This window comes from Saccharopolyspora flava (assembly GCF_900116135.1).
Lineage (GTDB): Bacteria > Actinomycetota > Actinomycetes > Mycobacteriales > Pseudonocardiaceae > Saccharopolyspora > Saccharopolyspora flava.
In genome coordinates this window covers 153,679-177,054 of sequence record NZ_FOZX01000007.1, presented here as the reverse complement: position 1 = coordinate 177,054, position 23,376 = coordinate 153,679, and the positions used below count along the sequence as shown (strand labels likewise).

The window sequence follows — 23,376 nt, the reverse complement described above, 5'->3', positions numbered from 1 at the left end:
CTTCTCCCATCCAGGGTCGGGAATCACGGTTCCAGCGCGTCGGTTTCGGCGCGCAGCGTGGCGAACCACTCGTCGGCCAGCCGCTGCGCGGTGGTGTCGTCGAAGAGGTTCGCGTCGTACTTGAGGAAGACCTTGAAGCCGGCGCCGCTGCGGTAGACCTCCGCGGCGAGCGCGTGCTCCCCGGTGTAGGGCAGGTCGGCGAAGGGCCGCAGCTGCGGCTCCCCCGTCGTCTCGCCGGTGAGCAGACCGGCTCCGGCGAAGTTCTGGAACAGGAAGTTCGTCCGCGCCAGCGGCTCGTCCTCCCGCCCCAGCGCGCGGGCGATCTCCGGCAGCGGGTAGGCGCTGTGCTCGATCGCGGCGAGCACGGTGTCCCGCAACGACTCCAGCACCTGCCCGGGATCGCCGGTGGTGGTGCAGCGGATCGGCAGCCGGGTGGCGAACTGGCCGACGACGTCCTGGAACCGCTCCTCGGGGCGGGCCGCCGCGGTCATCCCCGCGACGAGGTCGCGCTGACCGGTGACCTTCCCGAGGAAGGCCACCCAGGTGGCGAACAGGGCGGTCGCCAGGCCCGATCGGTGCCGCGCGGCCCAGGTCGCGAGCGCCTCGGCCTGCTGCGCCGGGACTTCCCGGGTCAGCACGCGGATGCGGGGCATCCGGTCCGGGTCGGGCCGCCGGTCGCAGGGCAGCGCGAGGTGGGCGGGCGCGCCGTCCAGTTCGCGCAGCCAGTGCTCCCGGTGCGCGCGGGATGCCGGGCCGTCCAGCAGGTCCCGCTCCCACGCGGTGAAGTCGCCGAAGGTGGCGCGCGGTGGTGTCGCGGTGCCGCGGTAGGCGTCCTGCAGGTCGCGCACGAGCAGCGCGGTCGAGGTGCCGTCGAGCAGCAGGTGGTGCGCGGTGATCAGCAGCAGCCGACGGCGGTCGGGCAGCCCGACCAGGTGCGCCCGCACCAGCGGCCCGGTGGCCAGGTCGAACTCCTCGGCCACCAGCTCGCGCAGCGCGGCCAGCTGCTCGTCCCGGGTGGCCGCGCGCAGCTCGATCCGCTGGAACGCGGGCGTCCGGGACGGGTCGAGTTCGAGCTGCGGCGCGCCGCTCTGCTCGACGAGCGCGGCGGTGAGCACCGGGTGCAGCCGGGCCAGCTCTCGCACGGCCCGTTCCAGCGCCGCTTCGTCGAGCTCACCGCCGATCTCGAACAGCAGCGGCAGGTTGTAGGTGCTCGACCCGCCCCAGCGCACGTGGTCGCGGTGGATGAGCCGCTGGCTGCCGGACAGCTCCCACCGCCGCCGCGAGCCGCTGCGGGCGAGCAGTCCGTCGATCGTCCCGGCGTCGAAGACCATCGCCGGCGAGATCTCCGGCAGGTCCTCGCGCAGCGCGTTGACCAGCTGCAGCACCAGGATCGAATCCAGGCCGTAGTCCGTCAGCGGCGCGGCCGGGTCGATCCGGTCGGCGGCGACGCCGAGCACGGACGCGGCCCGCTGCCGGATCCGCTCGGCCAGGTCGGGTTCGGCCGCGTGCTGCGGTTCGGGTGCCGGGCCGCTCGGGGCGAGGGCGGCGATGCCGTCGATCGTCCCGGCGTCGAAGACCATCGCGGGTGAGATCTCCGGTACGTCTTCACGCAGGGCGTTGACCAGCTGCAGCACCAGGATCGAATCCAGCCCGTAGTCCGTCAGCGGTACGGCCGGGTCGATCCGGTCCACCGGCAGGTGCAGGACGGCGGCGGCGCGTTCCCGGACGCGGTCTACCGGATTCCCGGTGGGCCGGTCCGCACACGGGGTTTCGCGGGGCGTCGGTGCGGCCGGGACGGCTCCGCCGAGCGGGCTCGCCGCCGGGGCGGCCACCGACGCGCTCCCGCCGTGCGCGGGCCGCGGTGCTGCCGCGGGCGGTTCCTCGCCCTCGACGAGCCGCTGCCGGGCGATCCCGTCGCTCTCGGCGGCGATGATCTGCTGCCCCAGCGGCAGCGCCTCCGGCAGCACCTGCACCACCGAGGAGAACCCCTCCCCCGCCAGCACGGCGCGCCAGCTGTCCGGCGACAGCGCCGGGGACCCCGGCACCCGCAGCGCGGTGTCCTCGAACAGCCACCAGCCGTCGAGCAGGCCGAAGGTCAGGTGGGTGAACACGTCGAACGCGGCGAGCTCGTTGAGCAGCAGCCACCCGCCGTCGCGCAGCGCCGCTTTCGCGTTGCGCAGGGTGTTGCGGGTGTCCCGGGTGGCGTGCAGCACGTTGGCGGCGATCACCAGGTCGTAGCTGCCGGGTTCGACGTCCTGCCCGGCCAGCGGCCGCTCGGCGTCGAACAGCGCGCACTCCAGGTACGGCACGTCGGGCCCGTAGGCGGTGCGGGCGTGGTTGAGGAACGCCTTCGACAGGTCCGTGTAGGTGTAGGTCTCGATGCTGTCCTGGTAGGGCCGCAGCGCGGTGAACATGCCCGCGCTGGTGCCGCCGGTTCCGGCGCCGATCTCCAGGATCCGCAGCTTCGCTCCCGGTTCCCGGCGCACCCGCTCGGCGACGACGGCGACCGCGGCCTCGCGCAGCGCCCGGTTGAAGGCGTCGGCGAGCCGGTTGTCCCGATAGCAGCCCTCCACCAGTTCCACCGAGCCGCGCGGGAACAGCACATCGGTGGCCGGGGTGCGGCCGGTCAGGATCGCGGGCAGCTCGGCGAGCGTGGCGCTGACCAGCCGGACCTCGGCGGCCTTGTCGGGGTCGCGCTGCCACTCGGCGGCCGTCCGCCGCCATTCGCCGGTGACCTCCTCCAGCGGCTCCGCCGCGTCCGGCGTGGCCCGCAGGGCGTGCTCCAGCCAGCTCGTGTACTGCTCCCGGATCCCGGCGCGCTCCCGCAGAGCGGTCACGTCGGCGTGCGCGGCGGATTCGGTGATGCCCAGTTCCGCCAGGTGGGCCCGCAGCACCCGCGCCAGCAGCGGGTCGCGTTCGGTGCTGCGCCACCGGGCGAGGGAGTCCAGCAGCGGGCCGTCGCCGAGCGCGCCGCGCGAGCGCAGCAGCTCCGGGTCGACGCGCTCGCCGGTCCGGGCGTAGGCGGTACTGCGGGTGCCGGGGTCGACGACGTCGAGCGCGTCGGGCGCGGTGGTCCCGATGTAGCTGAGCTGCCGTTGGGGTGCGGCAAACAGCTCGTCGAGCGCCGCCATGCCCTCGGCGGGTTCGATCGAGCGCAGGCCCCAGCCGCGCATCCGGCGGGCGAAGAACTCCGTCGCGACGCTGCCGACGCTGCCCCACCAGCCCCAGTGCACCACCTTGACCGGGCAGTTCCAGCGCTGCCCGAGGTCGTGCGCGTAGGAGTCGGCGAACAAGCAGCCGGCCGCGTAGTTGCTCTGCCCGGCCGCGGTCGTGAACGACTGCAGCGAGGAGAAGAACAGCGCGAAGTCCAGCGGATCGTCGGCGAAGACCTCGGCCGCGGCGGCGCTGACGTCCACCTTGGCGGCCAGCCCGGCGCGGAAGTCCCGCTCGCTCATCCGCGCGAGGCTCTGGTCCCGCAGCACCAGGGCCGCCTGCACGAGGCCGCGGATCGGGCCGCAGCGGGCGATGATCTCCTCGCGGGCCGCGCGCAGCGCCGCCGGGTCGGTGGCGTCGGCGCTGAGGTAGTGGACCTCGCCGGGGATGCTCGCCAGCTTGCGCTCGATGTCCTCGTCGCGCTCCCGGCGGCCGATCCACACCACGGTCGCGCCGTAGTGCTCGACGACGTGCCGGGTCCACTCGACGCCGAGCCCACCGGCCCCGCCGATCACCGCGAAAACGGCGTCGCGGCGGTAGGTTTCGGACGGTGCGGTCGCCGATTCGGCGGGCACGAGCCTGCGCCGCAGCCACTGGCCGCTGCGCCGGACCCACACGTCGTCGGGGCTCGCCGTCAGGGTCGTCAGGTCCGCAGGCCACACCTCGCCGTCGACGTCGACGCGGCGCACCCGCCAGTGCGGGTACTCGCGGGCCGCCGAGCCGAACAGCCCGTGCAGCCCGGCGTGGGCGGGCTCGACCGGGTCGTCGGCGCAGGTGGGCACCGCACGGCGGGTGAGCAGCGTGATGCCGAGGTCGCGGCCGTCGAAACCGGACCGCAGCAGCGCCTTGAGCATCCGGAAGGCGGCGAGCACGCCGGTCTCCTGGGCCGCGGTGAGCGCGGTCGCGCCGGTCGGCAGCGGTGCCTCGGGGGCGAGCCAGACCAGGTGGTCGATCGGCCCGAGCTCGGCCAGCGCTGCCGCGATCTCCTCGACCTCGGCCGTGCTGGGGAGGTTCCAGCCCAGCGCCGCCGGGTGCGCGGCGGCCACCGCCGCGCGCTGCGCCTCGGTGCCGCCGACGACGAGGACGCGGTCCGCGGCGCTCGGCAGCGGCGCGCCGAACTCGGCCGCACCGACCGGTTCCCACACCGGCTCGAACAGCGCGGGCACCGCCTGCTCCGGGGCCGCCTGCTGTTCCGGGGCGGGTGCGCGGCGGGAGGTGTAGCCCGCCATCCGCACGCGCACAGCGCCGGCGGTGTCGACCAGGTCGACGTCGAGCCTGCTCAGCGGGCCGGGTTCGCCGGAAGCCCGGACCACCGCCCACATCCGCTCCTCGCACGGGCCGAACCGCTGCAGGGACTCCAGCGCGAACGGCACCGCGGTCGTGGTCGCCGCATCGCCGTCGGCGAGCTGCAGCGCGATCGAGGCCTGGATCGCCGAGTCGAGCAGCGCCGGGTCGAGGACCGAGCGGGTGCGCTCGGCCGGGGCGCGCAGCTCGGCGAGCACGACGCCGCGCCCGACGTGGGCGAGGGCCACGGCCCGCAACGCGGGTCCGTGCTCGATGCCCATGCCTGCCAGGGCGTCCCGGATCCGCTCGGCGGAGACCGGGGTCGGGCACTCCTCGCGCAGCGCCGCCAGGTCCACCGGTTCCGGTGCCGCGCCGCCGCCTCCGGTGAGGCGTCCCGCGCAGCGCACCGCCCGCTCACCGCCGGACTCGGCGGCGATCTCGAAGGTGAACCCGGAACCGGCCGGTTCGACGCGGACTTCCGCGGTCACCGGGCCGTCCTCGACGGTCAGCGGCCGCACCCAGGTCACGTCGCGCAGCACCGGATCGGCGCCGAGGACGCGCTCACCGGCCTGCCGCGCCCGCTCCAGGTAGGCCACGGCAGGCAGCACCCTGCGGCCCTGCACCCGGTGGTCGCGGACGTGCGGTTCCGACCCGGTCACCACGAACTCGCTGCGCGTCGTCTCCTCCGCTGCGGGAGGGGTTTCCGGGCCGCCGTCCCGGGTTTCCGGCCAGTACCGCTCGCGGGCGAACGGGTAGGTCGGCAGCGGGACCCGCAGGTACGCGCCCGCCGGGAACAGCTCGGCGGCGTCCAGCGCGGCACCGGCGACGTAGCGCTCGGCCAGTGCGTCGAGCTCGGCGCGCAGCGCGGCGCCGTCGGCCTCCCGGCAGCGGCGCAATTGCTCGGCCGCGTCCCCCGCGCCGGGTTGCTTGCGGCCGGTGCGGGCGCGCGGGGAGTCGAGCCCGCCGTCGAGCACCTCGATCAGCTCCGCGACATCGCCGGCGACGCAGGCGAAGCGGTGCTCGAAGTGCGCGCGCCCGGCCAGCAGCGTGTGGGCCAGGTCCCCGCAGTCCACGGCGGGATCGCGGCGGCAGTGCGCCGCCAGCCGCGCCACCTGCTCGGCGAGCTGGTCGCGGGACCGGGCAGAGAGCACGACCAGGTGCGCGGCCCGCCGCGGCGCGGCCGACCGGCGCGGCGCCGGTGCTTCCTCCAGCACGACGTGGGCGTTGGTGCCGCTGGCGCCGAACGAGCTCACCACGCCGCAGCGCGGGCCCGCCTCGGCGGCCCACTTCTGGGTGCGGGTGTTGACGTAGAACGGGCTGCCGTCCAGGCGGATCTCCGGGTTCGCCCGCTCGAAGTGCAGCGCGGCGGGGATCTGCTCGTGCCGCATCGACAGCAGCACCTTGATCACGCCCGCGACACCCGCGGCGTACTGGCTGTGCCCGATGTTGGTCTTGATCGAACCCACCGCGCAGTAACCGGACCGGTCCGTGCGGGCGCGGAAGGCCCGCTGCAGGGCCTGGAACTCGATCGGGTCGCCGAGCGGCGTGCCGGTGCCGTGGGCCTCGACCAGGCCGATGCGCTCGACGTCGACCCCGGACTCCTCGTGGACCTCGCGCAGCAGGCGTTCCTGGGACACCGAGCTCGGGGCGGTGATGCCGTTGGTCGCCCCGTCCTGGCCGACGCCGGAACCGCGGATCACACCGTGCACGTGGTCGCCGTCGGCGAGCGCGTCGGAGAGCCGCTTGAGCACCAGCACCCCCACGCCCTCGCCCGGCACGAACCCGTCCGCGCGGTGGTCGAAGGTGCGGCAGCGCCCGGTCGGCGAGAGCATCCCGGCCCGCCCGGCCAGCCGGTACAGCCGGGGCGTGGACTGCAGGAACACCCCGCCCGCCAGCGCCATCGAGGTCTCCCCGGCACGCAGGTCCTTGCAGGCCAGGTCGATCGCGACCAGCGAGCTGGAGCAGGAGGTGTCGACCGCGATCGCCGGTCCCCGCAGGTCCAGGAAGTACGACACCCGGCTCGGGATGACCGAGGTCATGTTGCCCCACAGGGTTTGCGCCGGGCTCTCGTGGGCGAGCAGGTCCTGGTAGTCCCCGGCCCACGCCCCCACGTACACCCCGCAGCGGCGACGGCCCATCGTCCCGGCGTAGCCGGCGTCCTCCAGGGCCTTCCAGGACTCCTCCAGCAGCAGGCGCTGCTGCGGGTCCATCACGGCGGCCTCGACGCCGGAGATGGTGAAGAACAGCGGGTCGAACTCGTCGATGCCGTCCACGAAGCTGCCGTGCTCGCAGCGCTGCTCGCCGGTGTCGCTGTCGCCGAGGTCCCAGCGGGTCACCGGGGTGACGAGGTCGTGCCCGGCGGCGAGATGCTCCCAGAGCTCGTCGAGGTCGGCGGAACCGGCGAACCGGCCGCTCATCCCGACCACCGCGATCGGCTCCCCCGGATCACCGCTCGACCTTGACTCCGATATGGACACTCCTTCCGCCGATACCCGTTCCACGACACCACTTTCGGATTCCGCTGGAGATTCGGTCAGCGGTTCGGCGAGCCGGATGTCGGCGGCGTGCTCGGTCAGCAGGTGCTCGACCAGCCGGTCGGCGGAGCTGAAGTCGTAGATCGCGTTGGTGGACAGTTCCAGCGACAGCGCGTCATTGAGCTCGTGCACCACGCGCACCCCGAGGATCGAGTCGAGGCCGTAGTCGGCGAAGGCATGCTCGCCGTCGATCTCGTCCGGGCGCATCGCCAGCGCCCCGGCCAGCTTCTCCCGCACCAGCCGCGGCACCACCACCTCCAGCTTCGGCGGCTCGGCGGGCGTGGCGTCCGGAACCGCCGCGGGCGCGGTGCTCGGCACCGGCTCCACCACCTGGTCCGCGCGGTTCGGGTCGGCTCCGGCGACCGCGGCCGGCGGCAGGTCCCCGATCCAGTAGCGCTCCCGGGAGAACGGGTAGGTCGGCATCGAGATCGGCCGCGGCGGACGCGTCCCGTCGCCGTCGAGGGCGCGCCAGTCCAGCCGCACCCCGTCGACCCACAGCGCGGCGAGCTTGTCCAGCTCGCCGGTGGCGGCCCAGCGCCGCACCAGCTGCTCGCGCAGCTCCGGATCGGCCGAGATCACCGCGAGCGCGCCCTGCGGGCGGTCCGCCGTGCCCCGGTGCACGCCCGCGAAGTCGCCCCCGGCGACCTGGGCCAGCACCCGCCGCAGCTGCTGCGCGGAGGAGACCACCACGGCCAGGCGTTCGGCCATCGCCTCGCGCCCGGTGCGCGTGGTGTGCGCCAACGCCGCCAGATCCGGCTCCGCAGCGTCCACGTAGGACACCAGGTGTCCGGCGGCGCGGCGCAGCTCCTCCTCGGTCCGCGCCGACAGCACCACCAGCTGCTCGCCCGCGCTGCCCGCCGGTTCGGGCTCGGCGACGTGCTCGGCGACGATCACGTGGGCGTTCGACCCGCCCGCGCCGAACGAGGACACCGCGGCGACGCGCGGCCGGTCGGAGTCCCACTCCCGCGCTTCGCGCTGCAGGAAGAACGGGGTGCGCTCGAAGGAGATGCCGGGGTTGGGCTCGTCGGCGTGCAGGCTCGGCGCCAGCGTCCGGTGCCGCAGCTGCAGCACCGCCTTGGTCAGCCCGGCGATGCCCGCCGCGGCCTCCAGGTGCCCGATCCCCGACTTCACCGAGCTCAGCGCGCAGAACCCGAGATCGCCGGTGTCCGCGCCGAACGCCTTGGTCAGCCCGGCGATCTCGATCGGGTCGCCGAGCTCGGTGCCGGTGCCGTGCGCCTCGACGCAGCCGACGTCGCGGGCCGAGATCCCGGCCTGAGCCAGCGCGTCCCGCACCAGGTCGGCCTGCGCGGCCGGGTTGGGCACGGTGTAGCCGTTGACGCCGCCGCCGTGGTTGGCGCTGCTGCCCAGCACGACCGCTTCGACGCGGTCGCCGTCGGCCAGCGCCCGCGACAGCGGCTTGAGCAGCACCGCCCCGACCCCCTCGCCGGGCACGAAACCGTCGGCCCCGGCGCCGAAGCTGCGGCACTCCGGGCCCGCGGACAGCATCTGCGAGCGGCACAGCTCGACGTAGTCCAGCGGGTGCGCGTAGACGTTCGCGCCCCCGGCGATGGCGACCTCGCAGCTGCCGCGACGCAGGTGCTCGCACGCCTCGTGCACCGCCGTCAGCGACGCCGAGCACATCGTGTCCAGCGTGATGCTCGGACCGCGCAGGTCCAGCACGTGCGAGGTGCGCGCGCTCAGCGACGCGAACGACAGGCCCGGCACGACCGCTTCCCCGGAGGGCAGCAGGCCCGCGCCGTGGCGGGCGTGACCGGACTTGGTCACCCCGGCGAAGACCCCGACGTTGCGGGAGTGCCGCTCGGCCAGCAGGTCCCGCGTGTAGCCGGCGTCCTCCAGCACCTCCCAGGCGGCCTGCACGAACAGACGCTCCTGCGGGTCCATGGCGTAGGCGTCGCGCGGGGCGATCCGGAAGAAGCGCGGGTCGAACTCGGCGAAACCGTCCAGGAAACCGCCCCACTTGCTGTAGCTGCGGCCGGTCGCGATCGCGGTCTTGCGGTCGGGCTCGTAGAAGCCCTCCAACGGCCAGCGGTCGGCGGGCACCTCGCCGATGCAGGTGCGCCCGGCGCGCAGGTTCTCCCAGAACTCGGGCAGGTTCCGCGCCTGCGGGTAGCGGCCGCTGAGGCCGATGATCGCGATCGGCTCCTCGGCGGCGGCTTCGGCGGGCCGTGCGGGGACCGGTTCCGGCCGGGACTCGACCGGACGCGGCGCGGCCTCCGGCCAGTACCCGGTCCAGGCGGCGGCTTCGGCGGTGCGCTCGTCGGCGAGGTGCGCGGCGAGGGCGCTCAGCGCCGGGAACTCGTAGAACAGCGTCGTCGGCAGCCCGTCGAAGCCGCGGGCGAGCTCGCGGTTGAGCTGCACCACCATGATCGAGTCCAGGCCCATCGCGGCCAGCTGGCGGTCCGGGTCGACCCCGGCGGCGGGCAGCTTCGTGGTCTCGGCGAACAGCTCGACGAGCTTGCGCTGCACCGCGCGCCGCAACCCGTCACCGGCCGCCGGTACCTCGCCGGGGGCGCGGGTGCGGTCGCCGTGGTGCACCCACACCTGCGGGGTGTCGAGGGCGCACGCCGATTCCAGCGCGGCGAGTCCGTCGGTGGTGTTCATCGGCACCAGTCCCCTGCTGCGCCGCAGCTTCTCCCGCCCGGCCGCGTCGACGGCCATGCCTCCGTCGCGCCACAACGGCCAGGCGATCGCGAGGGTCCGGCCGGGCCGGTCGGCCGCGCGCATCGACGCGTAGGCGTCGGTGAAGGCGTTCGCGGCGGCGTAGTCGGCCTGCCCGGCGTTGCCGGTGATGCCCGCCCCGGAGGAGAACGCGATCAGCAAGTCCAGCGGCAGCTGCGCGGTCGCCCGGTCCAGGTGCACCAGGCCGCTGACCTTCGGGGCCAGCACCTCGTCCCAGTCCTCGGTGGTCTTGCGCGCCAGCGCGGCGTCGCGGACCACACCGGCGGAGTGCACGACGCCGTGCAGGTCCCCGGCGTCGGCGCGCACCGACGCCACCAGGTGCCGGGTCTCCTCCCAGCGGGAGACGTCGGCCTGCCGGTAGTCGGCGGTCGCACCGGCCGCGCGAAGCTCGTCGAGCAGTCCGGCCACCTCGGCGTCGGGTGCCGAGCGACCGGCGAGCACGAGCCGGGGCCCGCTCACCGAGGCGGCGATGTGGCGGGCCACGGCCGCGCCGATGCCCCGCGCTCCCCCGGTGATCAGGTAGACGCCTCCGGCCCGCCACGGGGTGTCGTGCCGCGCGGGCGGCTCGGCGCGGTGCCAGGTCCGCACGTGCCGGGTCCCGTCGCGGTAGAGCACCAGGTCGTCGGTGCTGGTGGCGTTGTCGTCGAGCGCGCTGCGCACGTCCTCGGCCGCGGTGTCCTCGGGCAGGAGCAGGACCTGCCCGGCCAGCCGGGGGTTCTCCTGCTCGGCGGTGCGCAGCAGGCCCGCCAGCGCCGGGCCCGTCGCGTCGTCGGCCGGCGCGACGACCTGCACGAGCGCGGAGGTCTGCGGCTCCAGGTCGCGCACCACCTCGAAGACCTGCCGGGACAGCTCGGTGAACCGGCCGTCCGCGCGGGACTTCTCGCTCGTGACCCGCTCGTGGCGCACCCCGGCGATCGACAGGTCCGCACCGATCGGGCCGCAGGTGATCACGACGCGTTCGCCCACCGCCGCGCGGTCCGCGCTCGCGGGCCGGGGCGTCCACCTCGGCGTCAGCAGGGTCGTGCCGACGTCGTCCCCGGCGTCGTCCGGGGACGACGCGGGCTGAGGGGCGTCGGGTTCCGCGGCAGTCGGGATCCAGTGGCGCTCCCGCTCGAACGGGTAGGTCGGCAGGTGCGCCCGCCCCGGCACGCGCTCGCCGTGCAGCACCCGCCAGTCGAGCACGGCACCCTCCGCCCAGGCGGCGAGCGCGGTCGTCAGGTCGCCGCGTTCGAGGGCCCGCTGCTCGTCCGGCCCGGCGGGACGCTCGGCCAGGCCGCCGGGGCGCCGAGCGACCCGGCCGCGCACGCCGTCGGTGAGGTCGCCGTCCAGGAACGCGCCGAGCCGCGCGATGAGCTCCGCGCGGGAGTTCACGACCCAGCCGGCCCGCTCGTCGAGCGCGACCCGGCCGCTCTGCAACGTCCAGCCCAGCGAGGCCAGCGACTCCTGCGTCGAGGAGTTGTCCAGGTGCGCCAGCAGGTTCCGGGCCACGTCCCGCAGCTGCGCGTCGGTGCGAGCCGACAGCGGCACCAGCACCGGCCCGCCCACCTCCGGGCGCGCGGTGGCGACGTGCTGCTCCAGCACCACGTGCGCGTTGGCACCGCCGAAGCCGAAGCTGCTCACCCCCGCCCGCAGCGGCGCGGCACCGGTCGGTTCCCAGCGCTCGGTCTCCCGCACGATGCGGAAGGGCCCGTCGTCGAGGCGGATGTGCGGGTTGAGCTCACCGCTGACCGGGGTCGCCGGCAGCACGCCGTGGCGCATCGACAGCAGCACCTTGAGCACCCCGGCGATGCCCGCGGCGGCCTCCAGGTGCCCGATGGTGGCCTTGACCGAGCCCAGCCCGGTCCGCCCGCTGCCGGCACCGGCGCGCCCGAACGCGCTGTGCAGCGCCCGCACCTCCACCGGGTCGCCGAGCGCGGTGCCGGTGCCGTGCGCCTCGACGTAGCCGATGGTGGCCGGGTCCAGACCGGCCAGCGCGGTGCGCACCAGCTCGGCCTGGGCGTCGGCGTTCGGGGCGGTCAGCGAGTTCGCGCGGCCGCCGTGGTTCTCGGCGGTGCCGCGCAGCACCGCCAGCACCGCGTCGCCGTCGCGCTCGGCCGCCGACAGCGGCTTGAGCACGATCGCGCCGACGCCCTCGCCGCGCACGTACCCGTTCGCCTCGGCGCTGAAGGTCTTGCAGCGCCCGTCGGGGCTGAGCATCCCGGCCCGGTGCGCGCTGACGAAGGTGTCGGCGCTCAGCAGCAGGTTCACCCCGCCGGCGATGGCGAGCTCGCAGGCCCCGGAGCGGATCGCCTCGGCCGCGCGGTGCACCGCCACCAGCGAGCTGGAGCAGGCGGTGTCCACCGGCTCGCTGGGCCCGCGGATGTCGAGCAGGTAGGAGATGCGGTTCACCAGGATCGAGTGCGCGTTGCCGGTGGCGGTGAACGCGTCCGGTGCGACGCCGTGGGCGTGCAGCAGGGTCGCGTAGTCGGTGCCGGAGACGCCGAAGAACAGGCCGGTGTCGCGCGGCAGGGCGTCCGGGGTGCGGCCGCTGTCCTCCACGGCGTGCCAGACGGTCTCCAGCGCCAGCCGGTGCTGCGGGTCCATCAGTTCGGCTTCGCGCGGGTAGATCCCGAAGAACCCGGCGTCGAAGGCGTCGACCCGTTCCAGCGTTCCCGCGTGCTTGGGGAAGTCGGACTCGGCGATGACCTGCGCGTAGGCGGAGTCGTAGCGCTCGACCGGGAACGGGCCGACCGAGTCGCGGCCGGCGAGCAGGTTGGCCCAGAACTCGTCGAGGTCCCGCGCTCCGGGGAACCGGCCCGCGGCACCGATGATGGCGATCGGCTCGTCGGCCTTGTGGTCCTCAGTGGACGACGAGATCGGTTCGGGCGCAGGTGAACTGACGGTGGCCGTGGGCTCGGTGTCGCTGGCGCGGACGTGGTCGCCGTGCTCGGCGAGGAGGTGGCGGCCGAGGGCGTCGAAGGTGGACTCGTCGAAGAACACCGCCGGGGTCAGCTCGACGCCGAAGCGCGCGTGGATCTTCTTGGCCAGGGCGACCAGCGAGATCGAGTCGAACCCGAAGGCGTCGAAGCCGGTGTGCGGGTCGAGCTCGTCGACCTCGAACTTGAGCAAGTCGGCCGCCATCGCCCGCAGCTCATCGACCACGGAGTCGAGCTCGCCGTCCGGCGCTCCCGGCTGCGCGGTCGGCTCCTGCGGCGCGTGGGCGTGCACGACCGGCTCGGCGGTCACCGCGGCGAACGCCGGGGTCGGCGCGGCGGCGCCGAGCGCGGTGCCCTCACCGCAGCGCACGCCGGTGAGCTCCCCGGCCACGCCGCCGTCCCGGTCGACCAGCAGCACGCGTCCCCTGCCGTCGCGCAGTTCCAGCACGACGTGGGCGATCTCGGGCGTTTCCCGCACCCGGACCTCGTCGACGACTTCGAGAACCCGGTGCTGCCAGCGGGGTTCGCCGGCGCGCTTGGCCTCCAGCAGCACGCCCTGCGCGATGGCCGCGAGCACGGGCGCGTCGAAGGTCGTGTTGCGCCGGACGTGGTCCCGGCGCACCTGCGGTTCGGCGACCTCCAGCACCAGCCGCCCGTCCGGCAACCGGCAGGCCCCCGCGACACCGCAGAACAGCGGCTCGTGCACCAGCCCGCCCTCGGCGAGCTCGGCGGCGATCCGCTCCCGGTCCAGCACCTCGGTCGCTGCGCCGCGCACGTCCTGCGGCAGCCCCGCCGAGCCGGAGACCGGCTCCCCCGGGAGCACGTCGAACGCGACGACCGGAGTCCGCTCCCCCGCGGCGTCCTCAGAGAACACCACTCCGGAACCGGTGCCACCCCGCACCCCGCCGAACCCGGTCACCAACCGAGCGGCCCGGGACCACGGGACGGAGGCCGAGCGCAGTCCGCGCACGGCGACGGGACCGCCGAAACCACCCGCCCGTGCCGCAGCCAGCGCCACCTCGACCGCGAAGGACCCGACCAGCTCGGGAACACCGTCCCGCTGCACCGCGTAGTCCCGCAGGTCGTCGAAGTTCAGGTCCAGCCCGAACCGCAACCCGTCCACATCGGACTCGTTGCGGCCCAGCAGCGGATGCACCTTCTCCCGCAATGCCAGCGGCGCCAGCACACCGGGCGCCTCGGAGTCCTGCGGAACCCAGCAGCGCACCCGCTCGAACGGGTAGGACGGCAGCGACACCCGGCGCGGCGGGCGGGCGCCGACGACGCGGCTCCAGTCCACCGGCTTGCCCTCCAGCCAGGTGCGCGCGACCTCCCGAGGCGTCTCGGCCCGCTCGTCCCGACCGGCCAGCACCGGGTCGTGGTCGCCGGCCAGGTAGCGGTCCACCGCGGCGAGCGCGGTCGCCTTGTCGGCCGCCAGGAACGCCCACCGGCGCGGCAGCTCGTTCTTGCCCACCCGCAGCGTGTGCGCGATCGCCGACAGGTCGGTCTCCTCCGCCGCGGCCAGGAACGCGCGGAACCGGGTCAGCGACTCCTGCAACGCCCGGTCGGTCATCGCCGAGAACACGAACAGCTCGTCGCGGCCGTCGCCCGGCTCCCGCTCGACCGCGCCGGGGTGCTCCTCGACGATGATGTGCGAGTTCATCCCGCCCGCACCGATCGAGGTGATCCCGGCCCGCCGCGGGTGCACCACCGGGCGCCCGTCGTCGGTGGTGGTGATCGGTTCCCAGTCGGCCAGCTCGCGCTGCACCCGGAACGGGGTGCCGTCGAACGGGATGTCCGGGTTCAGCCGCTCGGAGTGCAGCGAGGGCGCCAGCTTCCCCGCGCGCAGCTGCAACAGCACCTTCGTGAACCCGGCCATGCCCGCCGCGGCGAGCAGGTGACCGACGTTGGACTTCACCGACCCCAGCGCGCAGTAGCCGCTGTCGGCGGTGTGCTCGCGGAACGCCGTGGTCAGCGCCTTGACCTCGATCGGGTCGCCGAGGGCGGTGCCGGAGCCGTGGCCTTCGACGTAACCGATGGTGCGGGCGTCCACGCCGGCGTCGTCGAGCGCCTTGCCGACGGCGCGGGCCTGCATGTGCGGGTTGGGCACCGTGAAGCCGTTGCGCACACCGGCGTTGCTCAGCGCGGTGCCCTTGATGACCGCGTAGACGTGGTCGCCGTCGCGCTCGGCCTCGACCAGCGGTTTGAGCACGACCGCACCGACGCCCTCGCCGAGGATCGTGCCGTCGGCCCCGACGCCGTAGCTGCGGATGATGTCCGAGGTGGCGGTGGTGAAGTGCTCCTGCGACGAGGAGATCAGGTTGTAGGGGTGCAGCAGCAGGTTCACGCCACCGGCCACGACCATCCGGGTCTCCCCGGCCCGCAGCATCTGCACCGCCTGGTGGATGCAGGTCGAGGCGGCCGAGCACATGGTGTCCACGAAGATCGAGGGCCCGGTGAACCCGTAGAAGTAGGACAGCATGTTCGGCAGCGTCGCGGTGTAGCTGCCGCTGGCCGGGGCGCCGCGCAGCAGGTTCTCGGCGAAGCCGTAGAGGTTGTAGTGGTTGCTCATCGTCCCGGCGAGCACGCCGACATCGCCGTCGTAGTCGCGCTGGAGGGTTTCGCGGGAGTACCCGGCGTCCTCCAGGGCCTGGACCCCGGCCTGCAGGAACAGCCGCACCTCGGGCGACATCTGCTCGGCGGCGCGCTTGGAGACCCGGAAGTAGCGCGGGTCGAACTCGTCGATGCCGTCCAGGAACGTGCCGGTGCGGATGGAGCTCTTGCCGAGCACGTCCCGGTCCGGGCTGTAGATCGCGTCGTGGTTCCACCGGTCCCGGGGCACCTCGGTGAAGGCGTGGCGGCCCTCCTCCAGCGCCGTCCACAGCAGGTCCGGGTTCTCGGCTCCGGGGTAGCGGCCGGACAGGCCGATGACGGCGATGTCGTGGCGCTGCGCGCGCGGGTCGTGCGCGGGTTCCGCGGTGACCGAGGCGCGGGCGAACCGGGGCCGCTGCTCGGCGGATTTCCCGGTGTCGGAAGGAGTTTCGGGGAGCTCGGCCCCGGCGTCACCGAGCAGCGTCGCGAGGGTGCCGGGGTGTTCGGCGGCGAAGTACCCGGCGACGCCGTCGAGGGTGGTGTGCTCGAAGAACAGCGTCTTCGACAGCGGGCCGAACCGGTCCTCCAGCCGCGTGGTCATGTCCAGGATGCTCAGCGAGTCGATCCCGTACTCGACGAGGTTGACCGACCCGTCGATGGCGTCCGGGTCGCGGTGCAGCACCTGCCCGAGCAGGTCCTTGAGCAGCACCACCGCACCAGCGGCCAGCTCCTGCGCGGAATGCTCACCGGCCACAGCACTGTCCGAAGTGGAGGGAGCAGTGGTTTCCCGGGGCACGAGAACGGGATCCGCGCCGTAGGCGACGATCGCGTGCTCCGGCCCGTCCTCCAGCAGCCCGCCCAGCGCGCGCAGCCCCGATTCGGTGGGCAGCGGTTCCCAGCCGCGCCGCCGGCGCATCGCCTCCCGGGTCACCTCGTCGGCGGTCATGCCGCCGTCGGCCCACAGCGGCCAGCTGATCGCGACCGTGCGGCCGGTGCGCTCCCCGGCCGAGACCAGCACCTGCCGGTGCTCGGCGAAGGCGTCCAGGAAGGCGTTCGCCGCGGCGTAGTCGGCCTGCCCGGTGCCGCCGTAGACCCCGGCGACCGAGGAGAACAGGGCGAAGAAGTCCAGGTCGAGCTCACGCGAGGCCGCGTCGAGGTGCAGCGCCCCGCGCACCTTCGGCGCCAGCACGCCACGCACGTCGTCCAGGTCCTTGCGCAGCAGGTAGTCGTCGGCCAGCACCCCGGCGGCGTGCACGATCCCGTCGAGACGGCCGTGCTCGCGCACGATCTCCCGCGCCGCGCGCAGCACGTCCTCGGCGTCGGTGACGTCGGCGACGAGGTGATGGGCGTGGACACCGGACTCGCGCAGCTCCTCCAGCGCCGCACCGGGCGCCGAACGGCCGCTGAGCACCACGACGGCGCCCGCGCGGGCGAAGTAGCGCGCCACGTGCCGCCCGAGACCGCCGAGCCCACCGGTCACCCAGTAGACCCCGCCTTCCCGCAGCGCAGGCACGCGCGGCCCGGCCGGCCGAGCCGCCTCGATCGGGCGCCGCACCCGGCGGGTCCCGTCGGCGGCGTGGTGCACCTCAGCGTCACCGCTCGCGTCCGCGGCCTCGACCCGCAGTACCTCCGCGACCCGCGCGGTCCCGGCGACCCGGACGACGCGACCCGACACCAGCGGGTTCTCCAGCGCAACCGTGCGGAACAGGCCCGTCAGCGACGCGTGGAAGTGCCGGGGCAGCCGGTCGTCGACGAGCACGACGAACCGCTGCGGACGGGTGGGACTGCCGCGCAGCACCTCCTGAACCCGTTCGAGCAGCAGGTGCGCCGTGCGCTCGACACCCTCCCCCGCGCCGTCGGGCGTGATCAGCGGCAGGTGGGTCGCCGCGAGCCCGTCCGGCAGGGACTTCCCGGCGTAGAACGCGTGCACCTCGGGCACGTCGGCCTCCGGTGACGCGGCCTGCTCGACCCAGCCGGTCGTGGCGGTGACCAGCGTGCGCGACCGGTCGCGCCGCTGCACCAGCCCCCGCAGCCGGGCGCGCACCTGGCCGCCGGCGTCGCAGAGGTCGATGTCGAAGGTGTCCGGCGCGCCGTCGCGGTACCGCACCCACGCCCAGGTCTCGGCGGTGCACGGCGCGAACACCTCCAGGCTCTCCAGCGCGAACGGCATCGCCGGGCCACCCGCCGGATCCGCGTCGAGCAGCGCCACCGAGGCCTGGAACGCCGCGTCGAGCACAGCGGGCGCGAGCACGACACCATCGCCGGACTCGGCGCCCGGTTCGATGCGCGCCAGCAGCTCCCGCCGTCCCGGGAAGATCTCGCGCAACCCGCGCATCGCCGGGCCGTACTCCAGGCCCTGCTCCCGGAACTCCGCGTACACCTCCTCGACGTCGCGCCGCCGCGGGCACGCCGCCCGCAACCGGTCCAGATCCACCGGTTCGGGCCGGTCGACCGCTGCGATCTCCACCGAGCCGCGCGCGTGCACCACCGCCTCGTCCCGGTCGCCCGCGTACACCTCGAAGGAGGCACCGGTCTCCCCCGGCACGAGCGCCAAGTTCACCTCGGCGGGCTCGTCACCGGCCACGACCGGCCGCAGCCAGGTCGCCCCGCGCACGACCGGCACCCCGGCCGCGCCGTCGGCGAACGCGCGCTCGGCGGCGGCGCGCACCATCTCCAGGTAGGCCACCGCGGGCAGTACCCGCGCCCCGCCCACCCGGTGCGCGGACAGGAACGGCTCGGTCCCGGTGAACGTCGAGGTGTAGCGCTGCTCGGCGAGGTCCGAGGTGTTGCGGTGCAGCAGCGGGTGCAGCGCACCACCGGTCTCCGGGGAGCGCTCGGGCACCCGGAACCAGTACCGCTGCCGGTCGAACGGGTAGACCGGCAGCCGCACGCGGCGCGGGCGCGGGCCGTCACCGCGCAGCGCGGACCAGTCGAGGTCCTCGCCACCGACCCACCGCTCGGCCGCCTCCCGCAGCTCCGGAGCCGCGGCGTCACCGCGCACGACCGCGTCCGAGGAGCCGGAGGCGAACTCCTCCAGAGCGTCGATGAGTTCCGGAATCCCGTCCACCACGAACGCCGCCCGCACGGCCATCGGCTCCCGGCCGACCTGCAGGGTGTGGGCGACGTCGGCGAGCTCCCCGTCCTGGCCGCGCAGGTGCGCGGCCAGCCGCTGCGCGACCGCGCGCACGCGGTCGGGGTTCTTCGCCGACAACGGCACCAGCTGCGGCCCCGGGATCGGCTCGCGCTCGCGGCCGTCCGGGTGCTCTTCGAGCACCACGTGCGCGTTCGTCCCGCCGAACCCGAACGAGCTCACGCCCGCCCGTCGCGGCGCCGCGCCGTCCGGCCACTCCTGCGTGCCCTCGACGATGAAGAACGGGCTGCCGTCCAGCTTGATCATCGGGTTCTGCTTCTCGAAGTGCACCGTCGCGGGCAGGGTGCGCCCGGCCATCGCGGCGATCACCTTGACCATCCCGGCCACGCCCGCCGCGCCCTCGAGATGCCCGATGTTGGTCTTGATCGAGCCGATCCCGGTGCTGCCGGGACGCGGCTCGGTGCCGTGGCGCTCGTGCAGCGCGGCGAACGCGCGCTTGAGCGCCACCACCTCGATCGGGTCCCCCACCTGCGTTCCCGGGCCGTGCGCCTCGATGTAGCTGACGCTGTCCGGCCGGATGCCGGCCCGCGCGTACAGGCCCTCGATCAGCTCGCTCTGAGCCGAGGGGTTGGTGACGGTCAACGAGCTGGTGCGGCCCCCGTGGTTGGTCGCCACGCCCTTGATCACCGCGTGCACCGGGTCCCCGTCGGCGACCGCCCGCTCCAGCGGTTTCAGCAGCAGCACCGCGCCGCCCTCACCGCGCACGTAGCCGTCGGCGTCCTGGTCGAAGGCCTTGCTGCGGCCGGTGCGCGACAACATGCTCGCCTGGCTGAAGGCCACGAAGTGCTTCGGCGACCAGACCAGGTTCACGCCCCCGGCCAGCGCCTGCTCGCACTCGCCGCGCTGCAGCGCCGACACCGCCTCGTAGACCGACACCAGCGAGCTGGAGCAGGCGGTGTCGTTGGTGATGCTCGGGCCCTGCAGGTCCAGCGAGTACGACACCCGGTTGGCGATGATCGAGTACGCGGTGCCGGTCGGGAAGTAGGCGTCGGTGACCGCGCCCTCCCGCTCCATCAGCTCGGCGTAGTCCTGGTGGCACACGCCCATGAACACGCCGGTGCGGGTGCCCGCCAGCTCCGCCGCGCGGTACCCGGCGTCCTCGACGGCCTGCCAGGACAGCTCCAGGGCGAACCGCTGCTGCGGGTCCATGGACTCGGCCTCGCGCGGCGAGATGGCGAAGAAGTCGGCGTCGAACCGGTCCGCGCCTTCCAGGAACCCGCCCCAGATGCTGCTGGTCTTCTCGGCGCCGCGACGCGGATCGCCGAACCAGCGCTCCTGCGACCACCGCTCGGCGGGCACCTCGCGGATCAGGGAGCGGCCGGCGACCAGGTGGCCGTGCAGCTCGTCGAGGGTGTCCGCGCCGGGCAAGCGCAGCGCCAGGCCGGTGATCGCGATGTCGCCGGAGTGCTCGGTGCTCATCGGGTTCCTCCCAGGCGGGTGCGTCCCCGCCGATCAACGGTGGTGCGCAGGTTCAGGGCCACGTCGGGCACCGCGGCGCCCTGCACGAAGCGGTGGTGCAGCACGGCGGTCGAGAGCAGCAGGACGAACGCCTGGTCCTCCTTGGTGCTGATCTCCGGAGCGGGGGTCGCCATGATCTTGTTGACGAGCTTGCGGGCGAAGACGGGATCGATCGGGTCGATCCGGCTGAGCTCGTTCTCCGACAGCAGCAGCTCCAGGTACTCCGGGCGCTGGTCCTTGAACGCGGCGCTGCCCGGCGCCCGGTACGGCTGCTTGGGGCGGGTGACGCTGCGCTCCGGCAGCACGCCGCGGAACGCGTCCTTGAGCACCCGCTTCTCCTCGGAACCGTCGTCGAAGCGCAGGTTCACGGCGCGCGCGGCGCGGACCACCTCGGGGTCCAGGAACGGGCAGCGGTTCTCCACCGAGTGCGCCAGACCCATCCGCTCACCCTGAGTCGACAGCAGGTACCCGGCCAGCAGCGTCTTGTACTCCAGCCACTGGGCCTTCTGCGTCGCCGACAGCTCCGCGTAGCCCGGGGTGTAGCGCACCAGCGCGAGCAGGTCGCCGAACGGATCGGCCCGGTCCTTGAGCAGCCGGCTCGCGAATCTGCCGTTCTGGTAACGGATCTCGTGCGAGAACAGGCCCGGCATCCGCTCGGTGGCGAACTGCTCGAACAGGCCCAGCAGGTGCTTGCGGTGCGCGGAGCCGAAGTGCGCGAGCTCCGGGTTGAGCCCGGCCAGCCGGTCGAGCCGCTCCTGCTCGGTCAACCCGGACCACTCCGCGCGCAGCGTCGTCTCGCGGAACAGCGAATACCCGAGGAAAGCCTCGTCGGCGCCCTCCCCGCTGAGGATCGTCTTGATGCCGGCGTCCCGGACGTGCCGGGACAGCAGGAACATCGGCACGAACGCGGTGCGGAACGCGGGTGCTTCGGCGTGCTCGACGGCGTCCGGGAAGTGCTCGGCGATGTCGGCCCCAGTGATCTTCAGCGCGGAGTGCCGGGTGCCGAGGTGGTCGGCGACGAGCTCCTGGTGGCGGGACTCGTCGAACTCGGCGTCCTCGAACGACACCGAGAAGGTCCGCACCTGGTGCGGCGAGAGCCGGGTCGCGAGCTGGGTGACGATCGAGGAGTCCAGGCCCCCGCTGAGGTAGACCCCGACCTCGACGTCGCTGCGCAGCCGCAGTTCCACGGCCCGGTGCAGGCTCTCCCGCACCAGCTCGACGGCCTCGTCCGCGCTGCCCTCGAACGGCAGGGCGTCCACGGCCAGCGGCTCGTAGGTGCGCACCTCGCGGCGCTCGCCCCGCACGACCATGTAGGAGCCCATCGGCAGCTGCCGCACGCCCTGGAAGACGGACCGGTCCGGCAGCGGCGTCCAGGTCGCGTAGGTGGAGGCCAGTTCGCGCCCGTCGAGCTCGTAGCGGAATCCGGGCACCGCGCGGAACGCCTTGAGCTCCGAGGCGAACAGCAGCTCACCGGGCCGGTCGACGTAGAACAGGGGCCGCTTGCCGAAGCGGTCGCGCGCCAGGAACAGCTCGTCGGCCTCGGCGTCGCGCAGGGCGAAGGCGAAGGCCCCGTTGAACCGCCGCAGGCAGTCCGGGCCCCACTGGATCCAGGCCTGCAGCACGACCTCGGTGTCCGAGCGGGTGCGGAACGGCCGGCCCAGCGCGGCCAGCTCCGCGCGCAGCTCGACGTGGTTGTACAGCTCGCCGTTGAAGCAGATCCAGAACCGCTCCGACGGGTCGCCGATCGGCTGCGAACCGCTGTCGATGTCCACGATGGACAGACGCGCGGTGCCCATCGCCACCCCGTCGTCGACGTAGTACCCGGCCTCGTCGGGCCCGCGGTGGTGGATCAGCGCGAGCATCGAGGTCAGCACCTCGTCGGCTTGCCCGGTCAGCGCCGGAGCCGCGAAGCCCGTGATTCCGCACATGCTGGTTCTCCCCGTTACTGCCCGAGTTTCGCGGCCACGTACCCGTCGATGGACTCCAGCGAGACCAGGACGTTGGTGAGCATGTCCTCGTGGTCGATGTCCAGCGCGAACTCCTGCTCCAGGAACGCCATCAGCTGCACGTAGCCGAAGGAGTCCAGGACACCGGTCTTGAACAGGTCGTCCTGCGGGGTCACGTCGGTGCCGAACTCGACGAGGCAGCGCTCCTCGATGAACTGCGTAATCTTCGTGGTGCGGTCCACTGCTCACTCCCTGCTCTCGGTGGTGGCGACCGGCGTCGCCTGGCGGATGCGGGCGACCATGCGCTGCACGGCCTGCCCGCCGATCTCCTCGTACTCCAGGTCCGGGTCCTCGCCGAGCAAGTGCCGCACGCTGTCGGTCCAGCGCACCGGCGACACCAGCTGCTCGCCCAGCGCCGCGACCAGCGCGTCCGGCCGGTGCGGGCGTCCGGTCGTGTTCGCGATGACCGGCGTGTGCGGGACGTCGAAGGTGAAACCCCGCAGGAACTCCTCGAACTCCGCGCGCACCGGAGCCATGTAGCGGGAGTGGAAGGGCGCGCTGACCCGCAGCGGCGCGAACCGCACGCCGTGCTCCTGCAGCGCGGCGTGCGCGGCCCGCAGCACCTCGTCGGGCGCGGCGATCACCAGCTGCTGATCGGTGTTGTACCCGGCGACGTCCACACCGGACACGTCGTGCTCAGCGAAGATCTCCCGCAACCGGGCCTCGGGCGCGTCCATCACCGCGGTCATGGCACCCCCGGAGGCGGCGTCCATCAGCTCGGCCCGCTTGGCGACCAGCCGCAACCCGGTCTCGAAGTCGAAGGCCCCGGCGGCCAGCAGCGCGTTGTACTCGCCGAGGCTGTGCCCGAGGTAGTAGTCCGCCCGCCGCCGCTCGTGGTGCTCGCGCTCGAAGGTGTGCAGCGCGTTGACGACGAACAGCGCCGGCTGGGTGTACCGGGTCCGCGCCAGCACCCCGTCCGGGTCGTCGCGGCACAGCGCGGCCAGGTCGTACCCCAGCACATCGGCGGCGAACCGGGTCAATCCGGGATACCGCGGGAACAGGTCGTTCCCCATTCCTCGGAACTGCGCCCCCTGCCCGGGAAAGAGCAGCGCAAATACCATACTCATCCTCAACTCGGGGAATTACCCATCACGGAATTGCCGCCAACAGCACTCCGATGTGCCCGGCGAAGAATGACTGCAACTGCACGCACAACTGCGCGACCCAGCACACCGCGAACACGCGGATGCGGAGCCGTGGAATTACGAGGACCAGCAGGCACGCGAACGCGCTCTGCAACTGCTAGATCGGATCGCACGAGGTCAACGTCTGATAATCATGCTCGTTGATCAACCTAGAGTAACCGATCAAGCACCCGCAAGATCCCGATCAAGTGGCCAGCACCACTTCCCAGAACACCCACTCTGGGTGTTTCCCTAGCCGCCTTCGACTAGCGGACGATTCACTCACACCCCCACAACCAACCACCCGAATCACCGCCACCAGCACAAAATCCAACCGCAAATAACACCGCCGTTATCCCCCACGCAACGCCCGAAAGGATGACCCGAAAACCCCAACCAACA

Annotated in this window: 4 protein-coding genes; all 4 read right to left on the bottom strand. The window is 73.6% G+C overall.

Translation table 11 applies throughout. The features are described 5' to 3' along the window. Positions 1 to 23 precede the first annotated feature (23 nt). From BM424_RS20305 to BM424_RS20290, 4 genes are read right to left on the bottom strand one after another with little or no spacing between them, the layout of a single operon-like run. On the bottom strand, positions 24 to 19,805 hold the full coding sequence (locus BM424_RS20305) for an SDR family NAD(P)-dependent oxidoreductase (protein WP_093420460.1): 19,782 nt from the start codon (positions 19,803 to 19,805) through the stop codon (positions 24 to 26). Continuing rightward, complete coding sequence (asnB, locus tag BM424_RS20300; RefSeq protein WP_093420457.1) at positions 19,802 to 21,772, bottom strand: asparagine synthase (glutamine-hydrolyzing); 1,971 nt, start codon at positions 21,770 to 21,772, stop codon at positions 19,802 to 19,804. Before asnB ends, BM424_RS20305 begins: the two co-directional genes overlap by 4 nt. A 14-nt stretch (positions 21,773 to 21,786) precedes the next feature. After that, the gene (locus BM424_RS20295) at positions 21,787 to 22,032 is read right to left on the bottom strand and encodes a phosphopantetheine-binding protein (protein WP_093420455.1); all 246 of its coding nucleotides are present in this window, start codon (positions 22,030 to 22,032) and stop codon (positions 21,787 to 21,789) included. A 3-nt stretch (positions 22,033 to 22,035) separates the two neighbouring features. Further along, complete coding sequence (locus BM424_RS20290) at positions 22,036 to 22,911, bottom strand: ACP S-malonyltransferase (protein WP_093420453.1); 876 nt, start codon at positions 22,909 to 22,911, stop codon at positions 22,036 to 22,038. Between the last annotated feature and the right edge of the window lie 465 nt (positions 22,912 to 23,376).